At 56.7% G+C, this 23808-nt stretch carries 20 protein-coding genes; 10 read left to right on the top strand and 10 right to left on the bottom strand.

The window, feature by feature from the left end:
* Positions 1–9 precede the first annotated feature (9 nt).
* Complete coding sequence (locus tag AB6731_RS11345) at positions 10–1311, bottom strand: MFS transporter (RefSeq protein WP_020884899.1); 1302 nt, start codon at positions 1309–1311, stop codon at positions 10–12.
* Between the two features lie 287 nt (positions 1312–1598).
* Between AB6731_RS11345 and AB6731_RS11350 the strand changes: the two genes are divergently transcribed.
* Positions 1599–2672 carry a LacI family DNA-binding transcriptional regulator gene (locus tag AB6731_RS11350; RefSeq protein WP_047366374.1) on the top strand — a complete coding sequence of 358 codons (1074 nt, stop codon included), beginning with the start codon at positions 1599–1601 and terminating at the stop codon, positions 2670–2672.
* Here the strand turns inward: AB6731_RS11350 and AB6731_RS11355 are convergent.
* From AB6731_RS11355 to AB6731_RS11370, 4 genes are all read right to left on the bottom strand, one after another.
* Entirely contained in the window at positions 2669–3925 is a 1257-nt protein-coding gene (locus AB6731_RS11355; protein WP_371006374.1) for a DUF1479 domain-containing protein, read from the bottom strand. The two genes, AB6731_RS11350 and AB6731_RS11355, sit on opposite strands and share 4 nt — an antisense overlap.
* 149 nt (positions 3926–4074) lie before the next feature.
* Positions 4075–4890 (bottom strand): Cof-type HAD-IIB family hydrolase, encoded by an 816-nt coding sequence (locus AB6731_RS11360; protein ID WP_086532758.1) that lies wholly within the window; start codon positions 4888–4890, stop codon positions 4075–4077.
* Between the two features lie 161 nt (positions 4891–5051).
* The gene (locus AB6731_RS11365; RefSeq protein ID WP_371006375.1) at positions 5052–7484 is read right to left on the bottom strand and encodes a formate C-acetyltransferase/glycerol dehydratase family glycyl radical enzyme; all 2433 of its coding nucleotides are present in this window, start codon (positions 7482–7484) and stop codon (positions 5052–5054) included.
* A gap of 4 nt (positions 7485–7488) precedes the next feature.
* Positions 7489–8388 (bottom strand): glycyl-radical enzyme activating protein, encoded by a 900-nt coding sequence (locus AB6731_RS11370; RefSeq protein ID WP_047955262.1) that lies wholly within the window; start codon positions 8386–8388, stop codon positions 7489–7491.
* Positions 8389–8516: 128 nt separating this feature from the next.
* Here AB6731_RS11370 and fsa point away from each other — a divergent pair, with 128 nt between their 5' ends.
* Positions 8517–9179 (top strand): fructose-6-phosphate aldolase, encoded by a 663-nt coding sequence (gene fsa / locus AB6731_RS11375; RefSeq protein ID WP_049022741.1) that lies wholly within the window; start codon positions 8517–8519, stop codon positions 9177–9179.
* A 40-nt stretch (positions 9180–9219) separates the two neighbouring features.
* On the opposite strand, the gene moeB is transcribed toward fsa, so the two are convergent.
* Positions 9220–9972, bottom strand: coding sequence for a molybdopterin-synthase adenylyltransferase MoeB (moeB, locus tag AB6731_RS11380; RefSeq protein WP_232929658.1), 753 nt, complete (start codon positions 9970–9972; stop codon positions 9220–9222).
* Between the two features lies 1 nt (position 9973).
* Positions 9974–11206, bottom strand: a complete 1233-nt coding sequence (moeA, locus tag AB6731_RS11385) for a molybdopterin molybdotransferase MoeA (protein WP_049023844.1) — start codon at positions 11204–11206, stop codon at positions 9974–9976.
* A 188-nt stretch (positions 11207–11394) separates the two neighbouring features.
* Here moeA and iaaA point away from each other — a divergent pair, with 188 nt between their 5' ends.
* From iaaA to gsiD, 5 genes are read left to right on the top strand one after another with little or no spacing between them, the layout of a single operon-like run.
* Positions 11395–12333, top strand: a complete 939-nt coding sequence (iaaA, locus tag AB6731_RS11390) for a beta-aspartyl-peptidase (RefSeq protein WP_371006376.1) — start codon at positions 11395–11397, stop codon at positions 12331–12333.
* An 11-nt stretch (positions 12334–12344) separates the two neighbouring features.
* On the top strand, positions 12345–14216 hold the full coding sequence (gene gsiA, locus AB6731_RS11395) for a glutathione ABC transporter ATP-binding protein GsiA (RefSeq protein WP_014169283.1): 1872 nt from the start codon (positions 12345–12347) through the stop codon (positions 14214–14216).
* A 23-nt stretch (positions 14217–14239) separates the two neighbouring features.
* Complete coding sequence (gene gsiB / locus AB6731_RS11400) at positions 14240–15778, top strand: glutathione ABC transporter substrate-binding protein GsiB (RefSeq protein WP_014169284.1); 1539 nt, start codon at positions 14240–14242, stop codon at positions 15776–15778.
* A 45-nt stretch (positions 15779–15823) separates the two neighbouring features.
* The gene (gsiC, locus tag AB6731_RS11405; RefSeq protein ID WP_020884889.1) at positions 15824–16744 is read left to right on the top strand and encodes a glutathione ABC transporter permease GsiC; all 921 of its coding nucleotides are present in this window, start codon (positions 15824–15826) and stop codon (positions 16742–16744) included.
* Position 16745: 1 nt separating this feature from the next.
* The gene (gene gsiD, locus AB6731_RS11410; RefSeq protein WP_020884888.1) at positions 16746–17657 is read left to right on the top strand and encodes a glutathione ABC transporter permease GsiD; all 912 of its coding nucleotides are present in this window, start codon (positions 16746–16748) and stop codon (positions 17655–17657) included.
* Between the two features lie 51 nt (positions 17658–17708).
* Here gsiD and rimO read toward each other — a convergent pair whose 3' ends face one another.
* Positions 17709–19034, bottom strand: coding sequence for a 30S ribosomal protein S12 methylthiotransferase RimO (gene rimO, locus AB6731_RS11415; RefSeq protein ID WP_014169287.1), 1326 nt, complete (start codon positions 19032–19034; stop codon positions 17709–17711).
* 216 nt (positions 19035–19250) lie between these two features.
* On the opposite strand from rimO, the gene bssR reads away from it, so the two are divergent.
* Together bssR and AB6731_RS11425 are read left to right on the top strand one after the other, a co-directional pair.
* Complete coding sequence (bssR, locus tag AB6731_RS11420) at positions 19251–19634, top strand: biofilm formation regulator BssR (protein WP_020884887.1); 384 nt, start codon at positions 19251–19253, stop codon at positions 19632–19634.
* A 106-nt stretch (positions 19635–19740) separates the two neighbouring features.
* Positions 19741–20859: a PQQ-dependent sugar dehydrogenase gene (locus tag AB6731_RS11425; protein ID WP_371006378.1), complete on the top strand. Its 1119-nt coding sequence runs from the start codon at positions 19741–19743 to the stop codon at positions 20857–20859.
* Here the strand turns inward: AB6731_RS11425 and AB6731_RS11430 are convergent, their stop codons facing one another.
* Positions 20860–21486, bottom strand: a complete 627-nt coding sequence (locus AB6731_RS11430; RefSeq protein WP_047355696.1) for a glutathione S-transferase family protein — start codon at positions 21484–21486, stop codon at positions 20860–20862.
* 256 nt (positions 21487–21742) lie between these two features.
* Here AB6731_RS11430 and dacC point away from each other — a divergent pair, with 256 nt between their 5' ends.
* Positions 21743–22948 (top strand): serine-type D-Ala-D-Ala carboxypeptidase, encoded by a 1206-nt coding sequence (dacC, locus tag AB6731_RS11435; protein WP_020884884.1) that lies wholly within the window; start codon positions 21743–21745, stop codon positions 22946–22948.
* Positions 22949–23000: 52 nt separating this feature from the next.
* Here the strand turns inward: dacC and deoR are convergent, their stop codons facing one another.
* Entirely contained in the window at positions 23001–23759 is a 759-nt protein-coding gene (gene deoR, locus AB6731_RS11440) for a DNA-binding transcriptional repressor DeoR (protein WP_014169292.1), read from the bottom strand.
* Between the last annotated feature and the right edge of the window lie 49 nt (positions 23760–23808).

Below are 23808 nucleotides of genomic sequence, written 5' to 3' on the forward strand. Positions count from 1 at the left end.
CATCCACTATCAGGCGCGCTTGGCGCGACGTTCAGCAATAAATGCCACCAGGAAAACAGCGCCAATCAGGTCAAAGAACCCCATGGCAATAAAGAGCGGGTTAAAGCCGATTTTGTCGGCGGTCACCCCAATTAACAGGGAGAACAGGAAGCTGGCGATCCAGGCCGCCGAGCCGCGCATGCCGTTAACGGTCGCCATCTGACCTTTATCAAATGACTCCACGACCAGGGCGCTGAGCATGCAGGAGATGATCTGATGCCCGAAACCGCCGATGGAGATCAGCACGATGGTGATATACGGGTCGCGGGTAATGGCCACGACCGCCAGGGAGATCATCAGGAATGCGCCGGTGACGGAGCTGGCCACCACCGAGTTCACACGGCTGCAGCCGAACAGTCGGGCATACAGACGGGTGAGGTAGCCGCTTGCCACGCTGCCGAGGTCCGCGGCAAGGAACGGCAGCCAGGCAAACATCGCAATCTGCTTCAAATCCATGCCGTGCTCTTTGGCGAGATACAGCGGAACCCAGAAGCTCAGCACGGCCCAGGCCGGTTCGGCCATAAACGCCGGAAGGGCGATACCGTAGAAGCGCTTATTTTTGGAGACATTTTTCAGCGCGGTGAGGAAGGGCAGTTTTACCGCAGGCGGTTCGTTATCCTGCTTGATAAACGCCAGCTCGTCCTTGCTCAGATTCGGATGCTGTTCCGGGTTGTGGTAAAAAGCCCACCAGAGGATCACCCACAGCAGCGCCAGCACGCCGGTAAACATAAATGCGCCCTGCCAGCCAAACGAGGCGTGCGCGAAATAGATGATGGGCGGTGCCAGCATCGCGCCAATGGAAAACCCTACGCCCGCCCAACCGGCCGCGACAGGACGTTCCGATTTCGGGAACCATTCGCCAATGGTTTTCGCATTCGCCGGCGTGGCGGCCGCTTCAGATGCACCCATAAAGAAGCGCAAGATAGCCAGGTGCAGCCAGCTGCCCGCCCCGGCGTGGAAAATACACATCAGCGCCCAGATCCCGGCGCAAACCATAAAGCCAATCTTCAGACCAATCACGTCGATCAACCAGCCGCACAGAGGCTGGAAAATGGTGTAGGCAATCTGAAATGCCCCGACGATCCAGGAGTATTGCTCGGTGGTGATCCCAAGGCTCTCTTTCAACTCAGGGGCGAGAATACCCAGCGAGTTTCGGGTGATGTAGTTAACGGTGACGCCCAGTAAGAACAGCACCAGCACATACCAGCGCAGGTTCTTAATGACGCGACGGGTTTTGCTTGTCGCAACGGTGTTATTGATGTCCTGACTCATTTTACTCTCCACAAGACGGACGGTAAGGGGACGGAGGTTCAGGTGTCACACAGATTTTTATGGCTTTGATTTCTATCCGTTTTAATTTAGAAGTTGCTATACAACTAGTATGGAAGTGGTGTGACAAATTCACCTTAAGGGAGAAAATGAGCGGGCAATAGTGGATTTTGTGCAAAATTTCTCATCAATGACATAAATCATCTGGCATGATGCTTTTCATGCCCGTTACTGCCTGATGAGTACGCTATGAAAATTTTTTCATTTCGCAAATGGAGCCAGATCACAAAATGGACAAAAGGCTAAAAATCACCGAAATTGCCGCCCGCACGCAGCTCTCCATCAGCACCGTGTCGCGGGTGCTGGCAGGAAAAGCGAACACCAGTGAAAAAGCGCGCGCCAGGGTACTGGCCTGTGCGCGGGAGCTGGGAGTGATGGACGGTCTGGCGGCGGGGCGTCTGCTGCTCAACAGCCTGGTGGTTTTTGCGCCACAGCGCGCCTTTGACGAGCGGTCCGACATCTTTTACTACCGCGTGATCCAGAGCGTGAGTAAAGGCCTTGCTTCCCACGATGTCCGTCTGCGTTATTGCGCGCTGGAAGAGAATGACAGCGACGCACAGCTTTTTCTGGCACGGATGAACGAGCCGGAGACACAGGCCGCTATTCTTCTCGGTATCGACGATCCGCATATCCACGATCTGGCGGTGGATGTGGGTAAACCCTGCATGCTGATTAACTGCCGCGACCGGCATATGCGCCTGCCTGCAGTGGCACCGGACCACCGCGCGATAGGTGAGCGGGCCGCGGACTATCTGTTTGAAATGGGACACCGTGAGGTGATGAATGTCCTCTGCCTGCGGCGTTACACCATGGAACTGCGTCTGGCCGGGATCCGCGATGCGTGGCAATCTCACAACCTGAAATTCAACGATAAACGCGATCTGCTGGTGGCTCCGAGCTTCAGCGCGCGCGAAACGGAAGAGCTGGTCACCTCCTGGCTCCGTCAAATGCAGGGTAAGGATCTGCCCACCGCATTTTTGGTCGGCGGCGATTTTATGGCGGCGGGCACCATCAGTGCGCTGCAAAAACAGGGCTTGCGCGTGCCGCAGGATATCTCGGTGATGAGCATTGACGGGTTTAATCTGGCGGCCATTCAGGATGTTCCGCTCACGGCGGTGCACGTACCGCGCGATGAACTGGGAACCGAAGCGGTGCATATGCTTCAGCAACGGCTGATGCGCCCGGATGCGCCAGTGGGAACGTTATTGCTTAACGGCACGCTGGCCGTGCGGGGATCTGTCCGGCGGATACGTCAGGGGAAACGACGCACCGCCGTGGAGCGGGAAGGGTTATACGACAGTTAAGCCATGCCCAGTGCACGCTTGCCGTGAATATTCAGATCGTTCACGGTAAAGCGGTCCTGCCAGTTTTTTTCATAATCTTCGCGCGGGAAATCGCCCGGCGATGCACCGGTTTCCAGCGCTGCTTTCACTTTTTTCGCATAGGCGAGATTTTTCTCGCACATTGGGGCGGCAGGGATATACATCACGTTGCCCCAGCCTTGCTGATTTTCCACCGGTGCAACGGAGTGGATCACGTCACAGTGCCACCACACGGAATCGCCTGCTTCCAGTGCAGGAATGCTGCTCAGCGCTTCGATTAGCAGCGGATGCCATTTCTCGGAGACCGGCAGGACACGTCCCGGCGCGACGCCGCAGAGTTCATCTTCCGGGACATCATCCAGCAGCGGACGCAGCAGAATGTAGGCCATCGCTTCCGGAATAGGCACCACATGCAGCAACCCCTGACCCGGGATCATATCTGACAGCGCCGTCCAGCCCTGGAAGGTGCGGAATACAGAACATTTTGTGGTGTTATCCACGGTGTACTCTTCCACTTCGGTACGGTGTGCGGCGTTCCACGGATCGTATTTATCCACGTTGCCGTCAAAAACGCGGGCAAAGACCTGCTGATAGGCCGGCAGCAGCCAGCGCTCCAGCGCGCCGGAATCGGTATGCGCGCCCAGCCCTTTAGAGGTGGCACCCGGTGGGCGACGACGAATACGGTCCGGATAAATGACGCTGACGTCCGGATCGAACCACTGTTTGCCATTACTCTCGAATGTCCATAAACGGTTCAGGAACGACTGTACCTGCGCCATCTCTTCACTCTGTCGGGCCTGCATTTGCGCCTGCGACCAGTAGATAGGGTAAATTTCCGGACGTGAGGCGGTTAAGGTACCAAAGAAGTTATCGCCCGGACCTTTATAGACCTCATCAAACCGGTTGAGATCGAGGTAGTCGAGCATCGATTGATCCCACGCCAGCGCCTGCTCGCGGGGGAAGTGACCTTTAATCACCGCGCAGCCACGGCGTTTGACCGCGTCACGCTGTGCCTGGGTGATCGTCCCGTTTTTCACATCCGCAAACGGGATAACCGGCCAGACGGTTTCACCTTTGTTCTTCAGGGCATTAATTTCCGCCACGCGGGTCGCGATTTTATCGCTGAGCGTGTCGAATACCGCCTGAACGTCTCCGATCTGCGCACGTAGTTCACGCTTCAACTGACGAATCGCTGCTTTATGGTCCGCAGGCAAACTTTCACTGGTAAACGTCATAACTGCCTCGCATCTTTCATTCGAAAGTAAAAATATCTACAAGTGATACTTTAAGTTAAAAATTAGTTAATGCAAGTTTAAATATTTGACGTGTGCCACAGGATGGAAAAAGAGTGAGGTGCCGGAGCAGTGCTCCGGCAAGGGAGAGATTACGCGTCGAACGGGGAGTGGTCGTCAAGCACGGCCTGAATCACATTCAGTGCGCCCTGATGGTTGTTGTCATCCGTGCTGTAGCGGCAGATCGTTTTAATGCTCTGCGCCGCGTTGCCCATGGCAAAATTGTATTTCACCAGCTTCAGCATTTCCGCATCGTTGCCGCTGTCCCCGATGGCCACGCACGCCTGCGGCGAGATTTTCCAGCGCTTCAGCAGACGGCTAATACCGTTGGCTTTGTGCAGGCCCGGGATAATTAAATCGACAAACCCAAAACCGCTGGTGACGGGTTTCATAATCCCGTCGAGGGAGACGTGCAGTTTGTCGACAAGATTCGGGATATCGCTGTCCGGCAAATTCAGGGAGAATTTGAACAGCACGTCGTCAATTTCGCGGTAATCACGGATGCGTTTTAAGCGGTGGTAGTGCTTTGACATGAGCGCCACAAACGCGTCCGGCGCCCGTTCGCTGACGTAGGCGCTCTCCAGCCCACAGGCCACAAAGTTGAGCGCGTTGTCTTTCAGCAACTCGCCAATGACAATTTGCGACTCATGGCGGGTCAGTTCACCGTGAAAAATCTGCTCACCGTGATCGAACACCAGCGCGCCATTTTCCGCCACGAAGGAGATCTGATCTTTCAGTTCCGGGAAGAAGGAGATGAGCTGGTAATACTGGTTGCCGCTGGCGACAACAAATTCAATATTACGGGATTTAAGCTGCTCAAACTGTGCCTGAAAGCGGTCGCGGTCGTACTGCTTGGCATCATCAAGGAAAGTTCCGTCCATATCGGTGACGATAACTTTTACGGTCATACTGTGCTCCTGAGTCACTGCGTTTGAAACATTCTAATAACAAGGTGACGGAGAGCACAAATTTAATTTCATTCGAAAGTCAAAGCAAAGCGGCAACCGAAATTGCCGCTTAAAGACAGGTTCCCTCTCCTTGATGGGAGAGGGCATAAGTCTGAAGAGAGTTAAAGCGTGTGCTCGGTACGCGCAATAATATCGTCCTGCGCATCCGGCGACAGGGCGGTAAAGAACGCGGAGTACCCTGCGACGCGCACCACCAGGTCACGATACTGGTCCGGGTGTTTTTTCGCTTCCAGCAGCGTTTCACGCGAAACGATGTTGTACTGAATATGCCAGCCCTTGTGCACTTCAAAGAAGGTACGCAGAAGCACCATCAGTTTCTGACGGTCACTGTCATTTTCCAGCGTCGACGGATTGAGCTTCTGGTTTAACAGTACCCCGCCGAGGATCGCTTCGGTTGGCAGTTTGCCGACAGAGCCAATCACCGCCGTAGGGCCGAGGTGGTCAGTACCGGAGGCCGGGCTGGCTCCTTCTGCCAGCGGAGTATGCGCCTTACGTCCATCCGGGGTTGCCATCGTTGCCGCGCCAAACGGCACGTTCGCGGAGATAGATGACGTGCCGGCATAGTAGTTACCGCCAATCGGACCACGGCCATAGCGCGGGTTATGGTACTGCTTCAGCTCGGCGATATAGGTTTCGTAGGCACGGGTCAGCAGCATATCCACGTTGTCGTCATCGTTACCGTATTTTGGCGCGCCGTTGATAAGCCGCTGACGCAGCTGCTCGTGGGTCAGCCCGTCGAAATCATCGGCCAGAGCGGCGGCCAGCTGTTGCTGACCTATCGTACCCTGTTCGAAGACCAGTTTTTTCACCGCGGCCAGGCTGTTGCCCAGGTTAGCAATACCCACCTGCAGGCCTGACACCCAGTCATACTTCGCGCCGCCTTGTTTGATGCTTTTCGCGCGTTCTATACAGTCATCCACCAGCGCTGAGCAGAGAATATCGGGGACGTTCTCTTCCAGCATCGTGTCTACCACATACTCAATCTCGATAGATTTGCGGGTGTAGTAGCGGATCTGGGTATCCCACGCCGCCATCACCTCTTCGAAGTTATCGAAGTTACCGGCAGAGAGTGCTTTCTCCTGTGGCAGGAATACCTTACCGCTGGTGGCATCGCGGCCGCCTTCCAGCGCTGCCAGCATCACGCGGGCGAAGTTGATAAAGCTCATGCCGGTGCAGCGATAACCCCATTTGCCACCCACTGCGGTTTCGATGCAGCCAATCGCGGCATAGTCATAGGCATCCTCTTTTTCGACGCCGAGCTTGATGAATTCCGGAATAACAATCTCATCGTTGTTGAACGCGGGCATACCAAAGCCGCAGCGGATCACCTGCACGCAGGCGTCGAGGAAGTCATTGCTCATGCCCGCATGATAACGCACGCTCAGGTTTGGCTGCGTGGAGCGCAGGCGACCACAGGATTCCAGAATCGCGTAGCTGAGCGGGTTGACCGCGTCCATAGGCTCACCGTTGATCAGCGTCTGTCCACCGATGGTGACGTTCTGATACAGCGGGCTACCCGCTGAAGCTTTGGAGTGCGAACCGGAGCGGATTTTGTTCACTTCCAGCAGCTTCAGCCAGCAGCTGTGCAGCAGCTCGATGGCATGTTCGCGGTCGAGGCTCTGGTTCAGCTCCACGTCGCGGCGGTAGTACGGATAGAGGTACTGGTCCATGCGGGCAAACGAGACGGAGTGGCCGTTGGACTCAATCTGCAGAATAAGCTGGATGAAGTAGCACAGCTGCAGCGCCTGCCAGAAGGTTGTTGGCGGCTGATGGGCGATTACATCACAGTTTTCTGCCATCGCCAGCAGCTCGTCGCGACGGCTTACACGGGATTCGGTTGCCGCCATTTCACGCGCCAGCGCGGCGAAACGTTCGATGTGCAGGCTGACCGCTTCCAGCACAATATCGATCGCTTTCAGGAACTGTTCCCCGTGAAGGTCGTCGAGCACCGTCAGGTTGATACGCGAACGACGCTCGGCCACTTTGTCGCGCAGACCATCGAGACCTTTTTCCAGCAGCAGCGGGAAGTTAACCGCCAGGTGTGCGTCGCCGGAGGTCATGTTACCTTCCGCTTTGATAATGCCGGTTTCCAGCAGCCCTTTTTGCTCGTCGGTGAACATGCCGTAGCAGCGATCCTGCACCGTCTGGCCACGCCACCATGGGCAGATCTCATGCAATACGCGCTTGTTTTCTTCGCTCACCGCAAAGCCTGCGCCCGGACGGTCCGCCAGATCGTCAATCTCTTTTTCAATCCACGAGACGGTGTATTCCGGGAAAATTGGCGCGGCGCGGACTTCACTGGCCTGGTTACCGATGATCAGCTCATCATGTTTTATCCAGATGGTGCGCTGCGCGAGGTGATGTGCCAGCGCCAGCGCGCGACGCACCGGGATCGGCTTGTCCATATGCTGCTGGTACATCTCGGTGTAATGCAGGGCGCGCTCGGTACAGACCGGCGGCTTCACGATATGCACGAGGGCCGTTTTGTGTGCTTTTATGCGCTCGCTAAGGGTGCTGAGATTCAGGGTCGTCATAAGTTTATCCTCGTAAGGTCGCGGTTAACCCTTTCTGGCAGGCGTACTGCTGTGCGAAGTCCAGAAGCGCAGGATCATCCAGCGGTTTATCAGGGGCAGAGTAGGGTTGGCCGAGCAGGGTATATTTGTTCATGCCCAGCGTGTGGTACGGCAGAAAATGGATCTCGCGGACGTTGAGTTCGTCTGCGGCAAAATTGGTGATGGCGGTAATCGACGCTTCATCGGCGTTGAAGCCCTGAATCAGCGGTACGCGGATGGTGACCTGTTTACCGGCGGCGGCCAGGCGTTTCAGGTTATCAAGGATCCGTTTGGCGGAACCGTCGGTCCACTGTTTGAACGTCCTGCCATCAACGTGTTTCAGGTCCGCCAGGAACAGATCGACATACGGTAATGACGGTGCAATATAATGCCATGGCACGTGGAGACAGGTTTCCACGGCGGTATGTATGCCTTGCTCATGGCTGGCTTTAAACAGGGCATGAGCCAGATCGGGATTCATAAACGGTTCACCGCCGGACAGGGTTATCCCGCCGCCGCTGCGGTCATAGAACGGTTTGTCGCGCAGTACGGTGGACATAATCTCTTCGACCTGCTTTTCTTCACCACAGACGGTGAGTGCCTGCGTCGGACAGCAGTCGGTGAGGGCGTCAAGAGTCTCTTCGTTAAGCTTTTCACGGTGGATAACCAGCCCATTCAGCGCACGATCGATAATGCCCGGCGCCGCTTTCTGGCACAGGTCGCAGCCTTCCAGGCACAGCCGCGCGTCAAAGAGCACATCCCGGTGGCGGGAGCGGCTTTCCGGATTCTGGCACCAGCGACAGCCCAGCGAGCAGCCTTTCAGGAACACCACGGTACGAATACCGGGGCCATCGTGGGTAGAGTAACGCTGAATATTGAAGATCATGTTTTCGCCTCTCATCTTGCATATGAAGATTAAATTACTTTCGAATGAAAGTTATCTTGATGCAGGTCAACTCCTGAGCAGGTTTTGTCGTGATAGGGTAAGTGCAGGCTAAATTTGAGGGTTACATCATGGAACTTTATCTCGATACTTCCGACGTTGCGGCAGTGAAACGGCTGGCGCGTATCTTCCCGCTGGCGGGCGTGACCACGAACCCCAGTATCGTGGCGGCAGGGAAAACGCCGCTCGAGGCGCTGCTACCGGCGCTGCAGGATGCGCTCGGCGGGAAAGGTCGCCTGTTCGCGCAGGTCATGGCGACCACCGCTGAAGGGATGGTGGAAGAGGCGCGTAAACTGCGCAGCATTATCAACGACCTGGTGGTAAAAGTGCCGGTAACGGCGGAAGGTCTGGCGGCGATCAAAATGCTGAAAGCGGAAGGGATCCCGACGTTGGGTACGGCGGTGTACGGTGCAGCACAAGGGATGCTGTCCGCGCTGGCGGGCGCTGAGTATGTTGCCCCTTACGTTAACCGCGTGGACGCGCAGGGCGGGGACGGGATCCAGACGGTGGTTGAACTGCAGCAGCTTCTGACGCTGCATGCCCCGCAGTCAAAAGTGCTGGCCGCGAGCTTCAAAACGCCGCGTCAGGCACTGGACTGCCTGCTGGCAGGTTGTGAATCCATCACCCTGCCGCTGGATGTTGCTCAGCAGTTTATTACTTCGCCTGCGGTGGATGCGGCGATAGTGAAGTTTGAGCAGGACTGGCAAGGGGCGTTTGGCAGAACGACGCTCTGATACGGTTGCCGGGTTATGCTAACGCTTGCCCAGCAACCATTTAGCGTCCGCATACCTCACAGCCGGGGTTGCGCATCAGTTTCATCTCGCGGAACTGGCAGGTCATCGCGTCATACATCACGATTTTCCCCGCGGCAGGCGTCCCATAATGCGCCAGCACTTTGATCGCTTCCATAGCCTGCAACGAACCTATAACGCCGACTAACGGAGCCATGACGCCCGCCTCCACGCAGGTGAGGGCGTTCTCGCCAAACAGACGGCTCAGGCAGCGATAGCACGGTTCGCCCCCGGCGTAGGTAAAGACGCTGATTTGGCCTTCCATGCGAATGGCGGCACCGGAGACCAGCGGCGTTTTGTGGGCAAAACATTCTGCATTCAACTGATTGCGAATGGTGACGTTATCGGTGCAGTCCAGCACCAGATCGTGTCGTGCTATCTGTGCCGACAGCGCCTCATCATCCAGCAGGGCGTCAATCAGGGTGAACTTCACGTGAGGATTGATGCGCGCCAGCGCCGCATGGGCCGATTCCACTTTTGGCTGGCCGAGGGTCGCGTCGCTGTGCAGCGTCTGGCGCTGAAGGTTCGACACCGACACGGTATCAAAATCCAGCAGCGTCATATTGCCCACCCCCGCCGCGGCCAGGTACTGGGCCGCAGCGCAGCCCAGCCCCCCCAGCCCCACGACCAGCACCCGTGCTGCCTTAAGCGCTTCCTGACCGTCGAAATCAAAACCGCGCAGAACAATCTGGCGGTTATAGCGCATCATCTCCTGGTCACTGAGTTCAGCCGTCATGTTAGCCTCCGAAGAGGTGGTTAAAGCTTTCCACCTCAACCCATTCACCCGGCTCCACGCTGCCGCGTTCACGCTCGAGAACGATAAAACAGTTGCCCTGGCTGAACGAGCTGAAGATGTGCGAGCCCTGGTGTCCGGTGGTGCTCACTTCCAGCTCGCCTTCAGCGTTGCGCGTCAGAATACCGCGCTGGAAATCAAGACGGCCCGGTGATTTCTTCAGGCGCGTCGCCGCACGTACGCGCTGGCGAACCGGCAGCGGGTGGGCCTGGTTACCAGACAGTTTTGCCAGCAGCGGAATGACCAGCTGGTAGAAGGTCAGGGCGGCGGAAACCGGGTTACCCGGCAGGCCGCAGAACCAGCTGTGTTTCAGCTGACCAAACGCGAACGGTTTGCCCGGCTTGATGGCCAGTTTCCAGAAGCCGATCTCCCCCAGCTCTTCAAGAATGGTTTTGGTGTAATCCGCTTCACCTACGGAAACGCCGCCGGAGCTAATTACCACGTCCGCAGACTGGTCCGCTTTAATAAACGCGGCGCGCAGTTTTTCCGGATCATCCGCAATGATGCCAAGGTTAATGACCTCACACCCCAGCTGTTCAAGCATCAGGTGTACCGCGAGGCGGTTAGTGTCGTAAATCTGGCCGTCCTGCAGTGGCTGGCCCGGAAGCTGGAGTTCATCGCCGGTGGAAAAGACCGCCACGCGTACCTTACGGATAACGTCAATTTCTGCAATGCCGAGCGAGGCCAGCACCGGCAGTTCGCCCACCGTCAGTTTCTGCCCGGCGGCAAATACCGTTGCGCCACGCGTGATGTCTTCACCGGTACGACGGATATTCTGTCCCGCTTTAACACTCGCGGTGAAGCGGACGCCCGCTTCCGTTTGTTCGGTCTCTTCCTGCATCACCACCGCTTCGCAGCCTGGCGGTACGGGGGCACCGGTCATGATGCGTATGCAGCTACCCGCAGGCCACTCACCGTTAAACGGCTGTCCGGCAAATGCTTTCCCCGCCACGGGCAGCGCCGTATCCGTCCGGATATCCGCCAGGCGTACCGCGTAGCCGTCCATTGCGGAGTTATCGAACCCAGGCACGTTAAGCGGAGAGACGATATCGCGCGCGGCAATACGACCAAAACAGCGCACCAATGGCAGCGTCTCGTGGTCGTGCAGGGGGGAAATTCGGTCAAGCATCTGCGTGAGTGCCGCCTCAAGCGGCATCAGTCCGGCGGTAAAATCCATGGTGGGCTCCTGCGGAGTAACGACGAAAGCGTCCATTATGGCAGAAAAGTGCCACTAACTGTATGACCCGATGGGTGTACGCTTTACATCACAGTTGCGTCTTTCTATATTCAAAAATCATCTGAAGTTTCAGCGACGATAATGATATTTATAGAAAAAGCCGCAAATCAGGCTAACGGGTGATGGGAATGGTTAATGCGGTAATCGCAATTCATGGTGGCGCCGGGGCAATCACCCGTGCCCTGCTCAGTCCCGAGCAGGAAAAACGTTATATTGATGCGCTGTATGCCATTGTGGAAACGGGCCAGCGGATGCTGGAGGCGGGCGAGAGCGCGCTGGATGTGGTTACCGAGGCGGTACGTCTGCTGGAAGAGTGCCCGTTGTTTAACGCGGGCATTGGTTCGGTCTTTACCCGCGATGAAACGCACGAGCTGGATGCCTGCGTCATGGACGGTGTCACCCTTAAAGCGGGCACCGTCGCGGGGGTGAGTCATCTGCGTAATCCGGTGCTGGCCGCGCGTCTGGTGATGGAGGCGAGCCCGCATGTTCTTCTGACCGGGGCCGGGGCGGAGACGTTTGCCGCGGAACATGGCATGACGCCGGTTTCTCCCGATCTGTTTTCAACACCGGAGCGTTATCAACAGCTGCTTGAGGCGCGCTCGGCAAACGTGACGCAGCTTGACCATACCGCGCCGCTCGATGAGCGCAGCAAAATGGGCACGGTAGGGGCGGTGGCTCTTGATAAAGCCGGGAATCTGGCTGCGGCCACGTCGACCGGCGGAATGACCAACAAACTGCCGGGCCGGGTAGGTGACACTCCATTACCGGGGGCAGGGTGCTATGCCAATAACGCCACGGCGGCAGTGTCATGCACCGGAACCGGTGAAGTGTTTATTCGCGCCCTCGCGGCGTACGACATCACCGCGCTGATGGATTACGGCGGGTTAAGCCTGGCCGAAGCCTGTGAACGCGTGGTGATGGAGAAACTGCCCGCACTGGGGGGTATCGGTGGGTTAATTGCGGTGGATCGTGAGGGCAACGTGGCATTGCCGTTTAACAGCGAAGGTATGTACCGCGCGTGGGGTTATGCCGGTGATGAACCCAGTACGGGGATCTATCGTGAATAAGGGGGCAAAGCGTGCCGCACAGTGAAGAGCTGGACAACCGTGAAGTGCTGGCTGTCCATCAACTGAATATTGCGTTTCAGGAAGAGCGGCAGTTCATCCCCGCAGTACAGAATTTATCGTTCTCGCTCAACCGCGGCGAAACGCTGGCGATTGTGGGCGAGTCCGGTTCAGGGAAATCGGTCACCGCACTGGCGCTGATGCGTCTGCTGGAACAGACCGGCGGACAGGTCAGCTGCGAAAAAATGCTGCTGCGCCGGCGTAACCACCAGGTCATTGATTTAAATGAGCTGAGCGCCTCGCAGATGCAGAGCGTGCGCGGGGCCGATATTGCGATGATCTTCCAGGAGCCGATGACCTCGCTGAACCCGGTCTTTCCGGTCGGGGAACAGATTGCCGAGTCCATCCGCCTGCATCAGGGGTTGAGTGGTGATGAGGCGCTTCGTGAAGCGAAACGCATGCTCGACCTGGTACGCATACCGGAAGCGCAGGCCATTCTGGGGCGCTACCCGCATCAGCTTTCCGGCGGTATGCGTCAGCGCGTCATGATTGCGATGGCGCTCTCCTGCCGTCCCGCGGTGCTGATTGCCGACGAACCCACGACGGCACTGGATGTGACTATTCAGGCGCAAATTCTGCAGCTTATCAAAGTGCTGCAGCAGGAGATGGAGATGGGGGTGATTTTCATCACCCACGATATGGGCGTGGTCGCCGATATTGCCGATCGCGTGCTGGTCATGCATAAGGGCAACGCCGTGGAAACCGGCACGGTTGAGCAAATTTTCCATGCGCCGGTTCATCCTTACACCAAAGCGCTGCTGGCGGCGGTTCCGCGGTTGGGGGCGATGAACGGCAGCGATTTACCACGCCGGTTCCCGTTGATTTCTCTCGAAGCGGCAGGCCAGCAGGAAGATGAAATCGAGCAGGATACCGTGGTACCCGGAAAGCCGATTCTGGAAGTGCGCGATCTGGTGACCCGTTTTCCCCTGCGCAGCGGAATGTTTAACCGCGTGAAGCGCGAGGTGCATGCGGTTGAAAACGTCAGTTTTGATTTATGGCCAGGCGAAACGCTGGCGCTGGTGGGAGAGTCAGGCTGCGGCAAATCCACCACCGGGCGGGCGCTGCTCAGGCTGGTGGAGTCCCAGGAGGGCAGCATAACCTTTAACGGGGAACGCATTGATACCCTTCCGGACAGCAAACTGCAGGCGGTAAGGCGAGATATCCAGTTTATTTTCCAGGATCCGTATGCCTCCCTCGACCCGCGCCACACGGTGGGGTATTCACTTATGGAGCCGCTGCGGGTGCATAACCTGCTCGACGGTGAAGCCGCGCAGCGTCGGGTGGCCTGGCTGCTTGAGCGCGTGGGGCTGAAGCCGGAACATGCCTGGCGTTATCCGCACGAGTTTTCGGGCGGTCAGCGGCAGCGTATTTGCATTGCCCGCGCGCTGGCACTTAACCCGAAAGTGGTGATTGCAGATGAATCCGTCTCGGCGCTGGATGTCTCTATCCGGGCGCAAATCATTAATTTACTGCTCGACCTGCAGCGGGATATGGGGATTGCCTTCCTCTTTATCTCACACGACATGGCGGTGGTTGAGCGTATCAGCCACCGTGTCGCGGTGATGTTTATGGGACAAATTGTGGAGATAGGACCGCGCAGGGCGGTATTTGAAAATCCACAGCACCCTTACACACGCAAGCTTATCGCCGCAGTGCCGGTTGCCGACCCTGAGCATCGCCACGGCCAGCGTGTGCTGCTGCAGGACGAAATGCCGAGCAATATTCGTAAACGGGGCGAGGCGGTGGAGCGCGTGGCGCTGCGCGAGGTTGGCCCGGGGCATTTTGTGGCCCCCCCGCGTCAGGACAATGCATTCTCGCGGTTATAACTTAAAACAGGCAGGAGAACACAATGGTTAAATTTGTAGCGCGCAGATGGTTACTCGCCGCGAGCGTGACGGCAGCCCTGGCCGCCGCGCCGGCGTTCGCTGCCAAAGATGTGGTGGTCGCCGTCGGTTCCAATTTCACCACGCTGGATCCGTATGATGCCAACGACACGCTCTCCCAGGCGGTGGCGAAATCGTTCTATCAGGGGCTGTTTGGCCTGGATAGCGAGATGAAACTTAAAAATGTGCTGGCGGAAGGGTATACCGTTTCCAGCGACGGGCTGGTGTATACCCTTAAGCTCAGAACCGGTGTGAAGTTCCAGGACGGTACAGATTTCAACGCGGAGGCGGTGAAGATAAACCTCGATCGCGCCAGCAACCCGGAAAATAGCCTCAAGCGCTACAACCTGTATAAAAACATCGCCAGCACCGAGGTGGTCGACCCGACGACGGTGAAGATCACCCTGAAAGAGCCGTTCTCGGCGTTTATCAATATTCTGGCGCATCCTGCCACGGCGATGATTTCGCCTGCCGCGCTGAAAAAATACGGCAAAGAGATCGGGTTCCATCCGGTGGGTACCGGCCCCTACGAGCTGCTCACCTGGAACCAGACCGACTTTGTGAAGGTTAAGAAGTTTGCGGGTTACTGGCAGCCGGGCCTGCCGAAGCTGGACACCATTACCTGGCGTCCGGTGGTGGACAACAACACCCGCGCGGCGATGCTGCAGACCGGTGAGGCGCAGTTCGCGTTCCCGATCCCCTATGAGCAAGCCGCCATTCTGCAGAAAAACAGCAAGCTGGAGCTGGTCGCCAGCCCGTCCATTATGCAGCGCTATATCAGCATGAACGTGACGCAAAAGCCGTTTGATAACCCAAAAGTGCGTGAGGCCATCAACTACGCCATTAACCGCCAGGCGCTGGTAAAAGTCGCCTTTGCTGGCTATGCCACGCCGGCTACCGGCGTGCTGCCTCCGGCGATCGCCTATTCGCAAAACTATCAACCGTGGCCTTACGATCCGGCCAAAGCGCGTGAGCTGTTAAAAGAGGCGGGCTTCCCGAACGGCTTTAGCACCACGCTCTGGTCGTCGCATAATCACAGTACCGCTCAGAAGGTGCTGCAATTTACCCAGCAGCAGCTGGCGCAGGTAGGTATCAAGGCACAGGTCACCGCGATGGATGCCGGTCAGCGTGCGGCTGAGGTGGAAGGGAAAGGGCAGAAAGAGAGCGGCGTACGGATGTTCTACACCGGCTGGTCGGCCTCTACCGGTGAAGCGGACTGGGCGCTGTCGCCGCTGTTTGCCTCACAGAACTGGCCGCCGACCCTGTTCAACACGGCCTTCTACAGCAACCCGAAGGTGGATAAAGACCTGGCGGATGCCCTGAAAACGACCAAACCGGAAGAGAAAGCACGCCTGTATAAAGAGGCGCAGGATATCATCTGGAAAGAGTCACCGTGGGTACCGCTGGTGGTGGAAAAACTGGTTTCCGCGCATAACAAAGCGCTGACCGGGTTCTACATCATGCCGGATACGGGCTTTAGCTTTGATGAAGCAGATTTAAAATAATACTCATGCCCGCAGGCCACCGCCTGTGGGATGAGAGGGAAAGGCATGCTGAATTATGTTTGTAAACGCCTGTTGGGGCTTATCCCGACGCTGCTGATTGTGGCGGTGCTGGTGTTTTTGTTTGTTCATATGCTGCCGGGCGATCCGGCACGTCTGGTTGCAGGGTCAGATGCGGATGCAACGGTTATCGCGCTGGTGCGAAAACAACTGGGCCTCGACCAGCCTTTGTATATGCAGTTTCTCCACTATATTGGCAACGTTCTGCAGGGTGACTTTGGCACCTCTATGGTGTCACGTCGTCCGGTGTCGGAAGAGATTGCCAGCCGCTTTATGCCCACGTTCTGGTTAACCATTGCCAGCATGAGCTGGGCGGTGCTGTTTGGTCTTGGCGCAGGTATTGTCGCTGCCGTCTGGCGCAACCGCTGGCCGGATAAGCTCGGTATGGCTCTGGCCGTCACGGGCATTTCCTTCCCGGCATTTGCACTGGGGATGCTGCTGATGCAGATATTCTCCGTGGAACTGGGCTGGCTGCCGACGGTCGGGGCCGACACCTGGAAACACTACATTCTGCCCTCGATGACGCTGGGCGCTGCCGTTGCGGCCGTGATGGCCCGCTTTACCCGCGCCTCGTTCGTTGACGTGCTGAGCGAAGATTATATTCGCACCGCCCGGGCGAAAGGGGTCAGCGAGAAATGGGTCATCCTCAAACACGGCTTTCGTAACGCGATGATCCCGGTGGTGACGATGATGGGGCTCCAGTTTGGTTTTCTGCTGGGCGGCTCGATTGTGGTAGAGAAGGTCTTTAACTGGCCGGGGCTGGGACGTCTTTTGGTGGATTCAGTCGAAATGCGTGATTACCCGGTTATTCAGGCCGAAGTCCTGCTTTTCTCACTGGAATTTATTCTTATCAACTTAGTGGTGGATGTGCTCTACGCCGCCATTAACCCGGCCATCAGGTATAAGTAAAATGCGATTGTTGAACTGGCGTCGTCAGGCCATGTTAAACGCTATGCCGGGGCTAAAGCCGGACCATATCCGCACGCCGTGGTCTGAATTCTGGCGGCGTTTTCGCCGTCAGCCGGTCGCTATGACGGCGGGGCTGTTTGTCCTGCTGCTGATTGTGGTGGCGGTCATTGCGCCGTGGGTAGCACCGTTTGATGCGGAAAACTATTTTGATTACGACCGTCTCAATGATGGACCGTCGATGCTGCACTGGTTCGGCGTGGACTCGCTTGGGCGCGACATCTTCAGCCGCGTGCTGGTGGGGGCGCAGATCTCTCTCGCCGCCGGGGTTTTTGCGGTACTGATTGGCGCGGCAATCGGCACCGTGCTGGGTCTGGTCGCCGGATATTACGAAGGCTGGTGGGACCGCATTATCATGCGTATCTGCGACGTGTTGTTTGCCTTCCCGGGTATTCTGCTGGCGATTGCGGTAGTGGCGATAATGGGCAGCGGTATGGCTAACGTCATTATTGCGGTTGCGGTCTTCTCAATACCGGCGTTTGCGCGTCTGGTGCGAGGCAACACGCTGGTGCTCAAACAGCAAACCTTTATTGAGTCTGCGCGCAGCATGGGGGCCAGCGATGCCACTATCCTGTTCAGCCATATTCTGCCGGGGACGGTGTCGTCTATCGTGGTCTATTTTACCATGCGTATCGGCGTGTCGATTATCTCGGCGGCCAGCCTGTCGTTTCTGGGGCTGGGTGCGCAACCGCCTACACCGGAGTGGGGCGCGATGCTGAATGAAGCAAGAGCGGACATGGTCATTGCACCGCACGTGGCCATCTTCCCGAGCCTGGCCATTTTCCTGACCGTGCTGGCGTTTAACCTGCTGGGCGATGGGTTACGCGACGCGCTGGATCCGAGGATTAAGGGGTAGGATGGAAACCCTCTCCCGGCGGGAGAGGGTGAAGGGAAGGGTAAAACGCCGTTAAACCCGGCTTCCCCACAAATCATACTCGTCGGCGTTTTCAACTTTCACGCGGACAATATCGCCCGGCTTGACGCTGGTTTCGCCGTTCAGGTAGACCGCGCCGTCGATTTCAGGGGCGTCCGCCATGCTGCGGCCAATTGCGCCTTCTTCGTCCACTTCATCGATGATGACCAGAATTTCGCGGCCCACTTTTTCCTGCAGACGTTCAGCAGAGATCTGCTGTTGCAGCTGCATGAAGCGGTTCCAGCGCTCTTCTTTCACCTCTTCCGGAACCTGATCCGCCAGTTCGTTGGCGGTCGCGCCTTCTACCGGGCTGTATTTGAAGCAGCCTACGCGGTCCAGACGTGCTTCTTTCAGGAAGTCGAGCAGCATCTGGAAATCTTCTTCGGTTTCGCCCGGGAAGCCCACGATGAAGGTGGAACGCAGGGTCAGGTCCGGGCAGATTTCACGCCACTGTTTGATGCGTGCCAGCTGGCGATCGACGGAGCCAGGACGCTTCATCAGCTTCAGAATACGCGGGCTGGCGTGCTGCAGCGGGATATCCAGATACGGAAGAATTTTCCCTTCTGCCATCAGCGGGATGACATCGTCAACGTGCGGATACGGGTAGACGTAATGCAGACGTGTCCAGATACCCAGTTTGGCAAGCTGTTCGCACAGGCCGACCATGCTGGTTTTCACCGGCTCGCCGTTGTGGAAACCAGAGCGATGCTTCACGTCGACGCCATAGGCCGAGGTATCCTGAGAAATGACCAGCAGCTCTTTAACGCCTGCGTCTGCCAGACGTTTGGCTTCTGCCAGCACTTCACCAATCGGACGGCTGACCAAATCGCCACGCATGGACGGGATAATGCAGAAGGTGCAGCGATGGTTGCAGCCTTCGGAAATTTTCAGGTACGCATAGTGACGCGGGGTCAGCTTCACGCCCTGTTCTGGCACCAGGCTCAGGAACGGATTGTGCTTAGGTTTAGGGACATAGTGATGAACATGCTCCAGTACCTGCTCGTAGCTGTGCGGGCCGGTGATCTCCAGCACTTTCGGGTGCACTTCGCGGATCTGGTCCACTTTCGCGCCCAGACAGCCGGTCACAATCACTTTGCCGTTTTCCGTCAGGGCTTCGCCGATGGCTTCCAGTGACTCCTGAACCGCGCTGTCGATAAACCCGCAGGTGTTAACGATCACCATGTCGGCGTTGTCGTAGCTTGGCACCACGTCATAGCCCTCGGTGCGCAGTTCGGTCAGGATGCGTTCAGAATCCACCAGGTTTTTTGGGCAGCCCAGGGAGACGAAGCCGATTTTAGGCTGGTGCGTAACATTGCTCATAGGTTAAAAATTCATCAATTATGGAGTTATCAGGGCGGGATTTTACAGCGTTCCGCGGGGGATTTATACACTCTTTGCGAGGCGGATGACCGGCGAGAAGGTTGTAACATTGTAAATAATGTTAATCAGTTAAGAATTATTGATCTCAGGCATTAAACTGTACAAAAAATAACCTTATTCTGAATGTGCACAATGGCTGACAGAGGAGGAAAGAGCATGTCCGTTGACAGACTGAAACGCGATCTGCTTAACAAGCTGATCAATGCCCGAATCGACCTTGCCGCGTACCTGCAGTTGAGGAAGGCAAAAGGGTATATGTCAGTCAGCGAAAGCGAACATCTGCGTGATAATCTCTTTGAACTTTGCAACTTCATGCGTGAAAAAGCACCCGTCCTGAAAGCGGAATACGCCGAAAGCGAACTCGTTGCGCTGCGTCGCGCCGCCGAGGTGCTCTCCATTGCAGGGGTATGTTTGATGAACGGACGCCACGACTGCCCGAATTTTATCGCTGTTAACGCGGAGAAGCTTGAAAACTGCCTGACCACGCTCTCTCTATGCATCATGTGTCTGAACAAGCACGAGACGCTTGAACAACACTGACACCGGGGGAGGCAACTCCCCCTTCTGATTAAGCTTTTGTAAAAGTGATAACGTGCCCAGACCCAGTGGCTAACCTTTATGCCATAAACCGATAAAGGAGTGCGTTATGCATCGATCTTCGCTGATTTTCCTGCCTGCGTTGTTTTTCCCGTTTTCTCTCCTCGCCGCCCCTGACGCGGTAAAAGTCGACGTTGTGCAAAACCGGCTCGATCATCCCTGGTCGATGGCGTTCTTGCCGGACAATAAAGGGTTGCTGGTGACCCTTAAGGGAGGCCAGTTAAAGCACTGGCAGGCCGGAAAAGGGCTTTCCGACCCGATCGTCGGCGTACCCAAGGTCTGGGCAAACGGCCAGGGCGGGTTGCTGGACGTGGCACTCGCCCCGGATTTTGAAAAATCGCGCCGCGTCTGGCTGAGCTATGCCGAGGCGGAGAATGACGGCAAAGCGGGAACGGCGGTTGGCTATGGCCGCTTAAGCGATGATCTCTCCCGAATTGAAGGTTTCCAGGTGGTCTTCCGTCAGATGCCGAAACTGTCCACCGGTAACCATTTCGGTGGTCGACTGGTCTTCGACGGTAAAGGCCATCTGTTTATTGGTCTGGGCGAGAACAACCAGCGTCCGACGGCGCAGGATCTGGATAAACTGCAGGGCAAAGTTGTGCGCCTGACGGAGGACGGCAAAGTGCCTGCCGATAACCCGTTTGTGAACACTCCCGGCGCACGGCCTGAAATCTGGTCTTACGGCATTCGTAATCCGCAGGGGATGGCGATGAACCCCTGGAGCGGCACGCTATGGCTTAACGAGCACGGCCCGCGCGGCGGGGATGAAATCAATATCCCGGAGAAAGGCAAAAATTACGGCTGGCCGCTGGCGACGCACGGTATCAACTACAGCGGCCTGAAGATCCCGGAAGCCCAGGGCGAGCACGTCGAGGGAACGGAAAAGCCGCTGTTTGTCTGGAAAGTGTCCCCCGCCGTGAGCGGGATGGCGTTTTACAACAGTGACGTATTCCCGCAGTGGAAAAACACGCTGTTCGTCGGGGCGCTGAAGGAGAAAGACGTTATCGTGCTGAGCGTGGAGGGCAACACGGTTACCGAGAAGGGGCGAATTTTAGGTGACAGAGACCAGCGCATTCGCGATGTGCGGGTGGGGCCGGATGGGTATCTGTATGTCCTGACCGATGAGACGGACGGGCAACTGTTGAAAGTCAGCCCGTCCGGATCGTAATCAGGTCACCGGGATCATCACCACGTGACGGTATGCCGGGCGCTCGCTCAGTTGCTTCAGCCAGCGCGCAAGGTGCGGGCGCGGCGTCCAGGTAACGTCAATGTTGGTCAGGTTCCAGATGAAGGGCGCAACGGCAATATCGCCTACGCCGAAGCGTTCGCCTGAGAACCACGGATGCTTCGCCAGTTCGTCGTCCATCATCGCAAACAGGTTTTCACAGGTGTCCTGGGCTGCATGAATGGCAGGATAGTCGCGGTCAGCTTCGGGGGTTCTGACAAGCCCCATCAGGATCACACGGTGTGCGGGGGAGAGCGTCTGGTTTGCCCAGTCCATCCACTTTTCACCCTGAGCGCGTTGGGCCGGATTATCCACCCACAGGCGGCTCTGACCATACTGTGCCGCGAGGTAACGCACGATGGTGTTGGACTCCCACAGCGTCACGTCGGTCTCTTCGTCGCGCAGCAAGGGCACCAGACCGTTTGGGTTCATGGCCAGATAGTCGGCATCTTTATTTACCCCAAACTGCAAACCTGCCATCACCTGCTTAAACGGTAAATCCAGCTCCTCCAGCGTCCAGAGGACTTTCTTAACGTTGGTTGAATTGTTCCTGCCCCACAGCGTAATCATAGAAACTCCCGAAATAGTCAAACAACCTGAGATGTGAATCAACGCCAGCGATTTGCCATGGTGGGATAAACCTAACAATTACGCAACAGAAGACAAAAAAATCGCCTGAATCAAAGCGTATCTGAATGTTATTGCATAAACTTTAATAACTTTACCTTGGTTAGGTTTCTTTAACCGTTTTAGTGCGCTATTACTCATCGCTTCTTGCGACACGGTGATGTGACGTAATTTTTGAATGGACACTCGGGTGGCATTTATGACGCGAAAAATGACTTCTCTGCGCAGCCTGGCGGCAGGCTCTGCGCTCCTTTTCCTGTTTGTACCAACTCTCTACGCAGCGGAACAGGCTGCGCCCGAAGCGCCGCCTGTGGATGCGCGCGCCTGGATCCTGATGGATTATTCCAGTGGTAAAGTGCTGGCGGAAGGCAATGCGGATGAGAAACTTGACCCGGCAAGCCTGACGAAAATCATGACCAGCTATGTGGTGGGTCAGGCGCTGAAAGCGGGCAAAATCAAGCTTGACGATATGGTCACCATCGGGAAGGACGCCTGGGCGACCGGCAACCCGGCGCTGCGTGGGTCATCGGTGATGTTCCTCAAACCCGGCGATCAGGTGTCAGTGTCTGATTTGAATAAAGGGGTCATTATCCAGTCCGGTAACGATGCCTGTATTGCGCTGGCCGATTACGTTGCGGGCAGCCAGGACTCCTTTATTGGCCTGATGAACGGCTACGCGCAAAAACTGGGCCTGACCAATACCACCTTTAAAACCGTGCACGGCCTGGATGCGCCGGGTCAGTTCAGTACCGCGCGCGACATGGCGCTGTTAGGCAAAGCGTTGATCCACGACGTGCCGGATGAATATGCCATCCACAAAGAGAAAGAGTTTACCTTCAACAAAATCCGCCAGCCGAACCGTAACCGTCTGCTGTGGAGCAGTAACGTCAACGTCGACGGTATGAAGACCGGCACCACGGCCGGCGCGGGTTATAACCTGGTCGCTTCCGCAACTCAGGGCGATATGCGCCTGATCTCGGTTGTGCTGGGCACCAAAACCGACCGCATTCGTTTTAATGAATCAGAAAAATTGCTGACCTGGGGTTTCCGCTTCTATGAAACCGTCACGCCCATTAAACCGGATGCCACGTTCATCAGCCAGCGCGTCTGGTTTGGTGACAAGAGTGAAGTGAACCTGGGGGCGGGTGAAGGCGGGTCGGTGACCATTCCCCGTGGTCAGCTGAAAAACCTGAAAGCCAGCTACACCCTGACCGACAGCCAGCTCACCGCGCCGCTGAAAAAAGGCCAGGTGGTCGGGACGATTGATTTCCAGCTTAATGGCAAATCGATTGAACAGCGTCCGCTGATTGTGATGGAAGCGGTAGAAGAGGGCGGTTTCTTTAGCCGGATGTGGGACTTCGTCATGATGAAATTCCACGGATGGTTTGGCAGCTGGTTCAGTTAAGCCTCCATTGTCGGGTGGCATCGCGCCACCCGGCATGACCTCTGCACCTGACTCAGTACATCAACTTCACCTGCTGCGCTTTCGCGTAGGCCACGGTCTCTTCATCCGGACGGCAATCGCTGACGATGGCGTCAAAGCGCGATAACTCACCCATTCTTGCCGGACGAACCTTGCCAAACTTGCTGTGATCGACCACCAGCACATGGTACTGCGCGGCGCTTAATGCCCAGTGCTTGACCGGCAACTCTTCCAGGTTAAAGCAGGTTGCTCCCTGACGGACAGTGACCCCCGCTGCGGAATAAAACGCGATATCCGGACATACGTTGCTGAGCGTATCCTGCAGATTCAGCGGCTTAAAGATGGCGTTGCTGGCGTGAAACTCACCGCCACAGAGGATCACCCGGCACTCGGGTTTCTCCTGCAGTGCCAGAAAGGTATTCAGCGAGTAACACACCGCCGTAAACGGAATGCTGCTGTCGATCGCTTCGATTATCCACGGCGTGGTGGTGCCGCAGTCAAAAAAAAGTGTCTGATGCGGCTGCACCAGCGAGGCCGCAAGCCGGGCGGCTTTGCGTTTCTCTTCCACCAGGCGCGTCTTTTGGTCGCTGATCAGATAATGGCTGGCGCTACGCGGCTCAAGCACAATGTACCCGCCCAGCAGCACGACAGGCGCGCTCTCGCTGTTCAGATCCCGGCGAATGGTCATCTCAGAGACCCCGAGGAGACTGGCGGCTTCCTTAAGATGAAGCTTATCACTGCGCTTCAGCGCCTGTATCAGCTGAGCAATGCGGTCATCGCGACGTGTTTCCATAGTTCCTCGGGATAAAAAAGTGAACCCCCGCAGGGCGGGGGTTCAAGTG

The organism is Enterobacter sp. RCC_40 (genome assembly GCF_041360735.1).
Classification (GTDB): Bacteria; Pseudomonadota; Gammaproteobacteria; order Enterobacterales; family Enterobacteriaceae; genus Enterobacter; species Enterobacter ludwigii.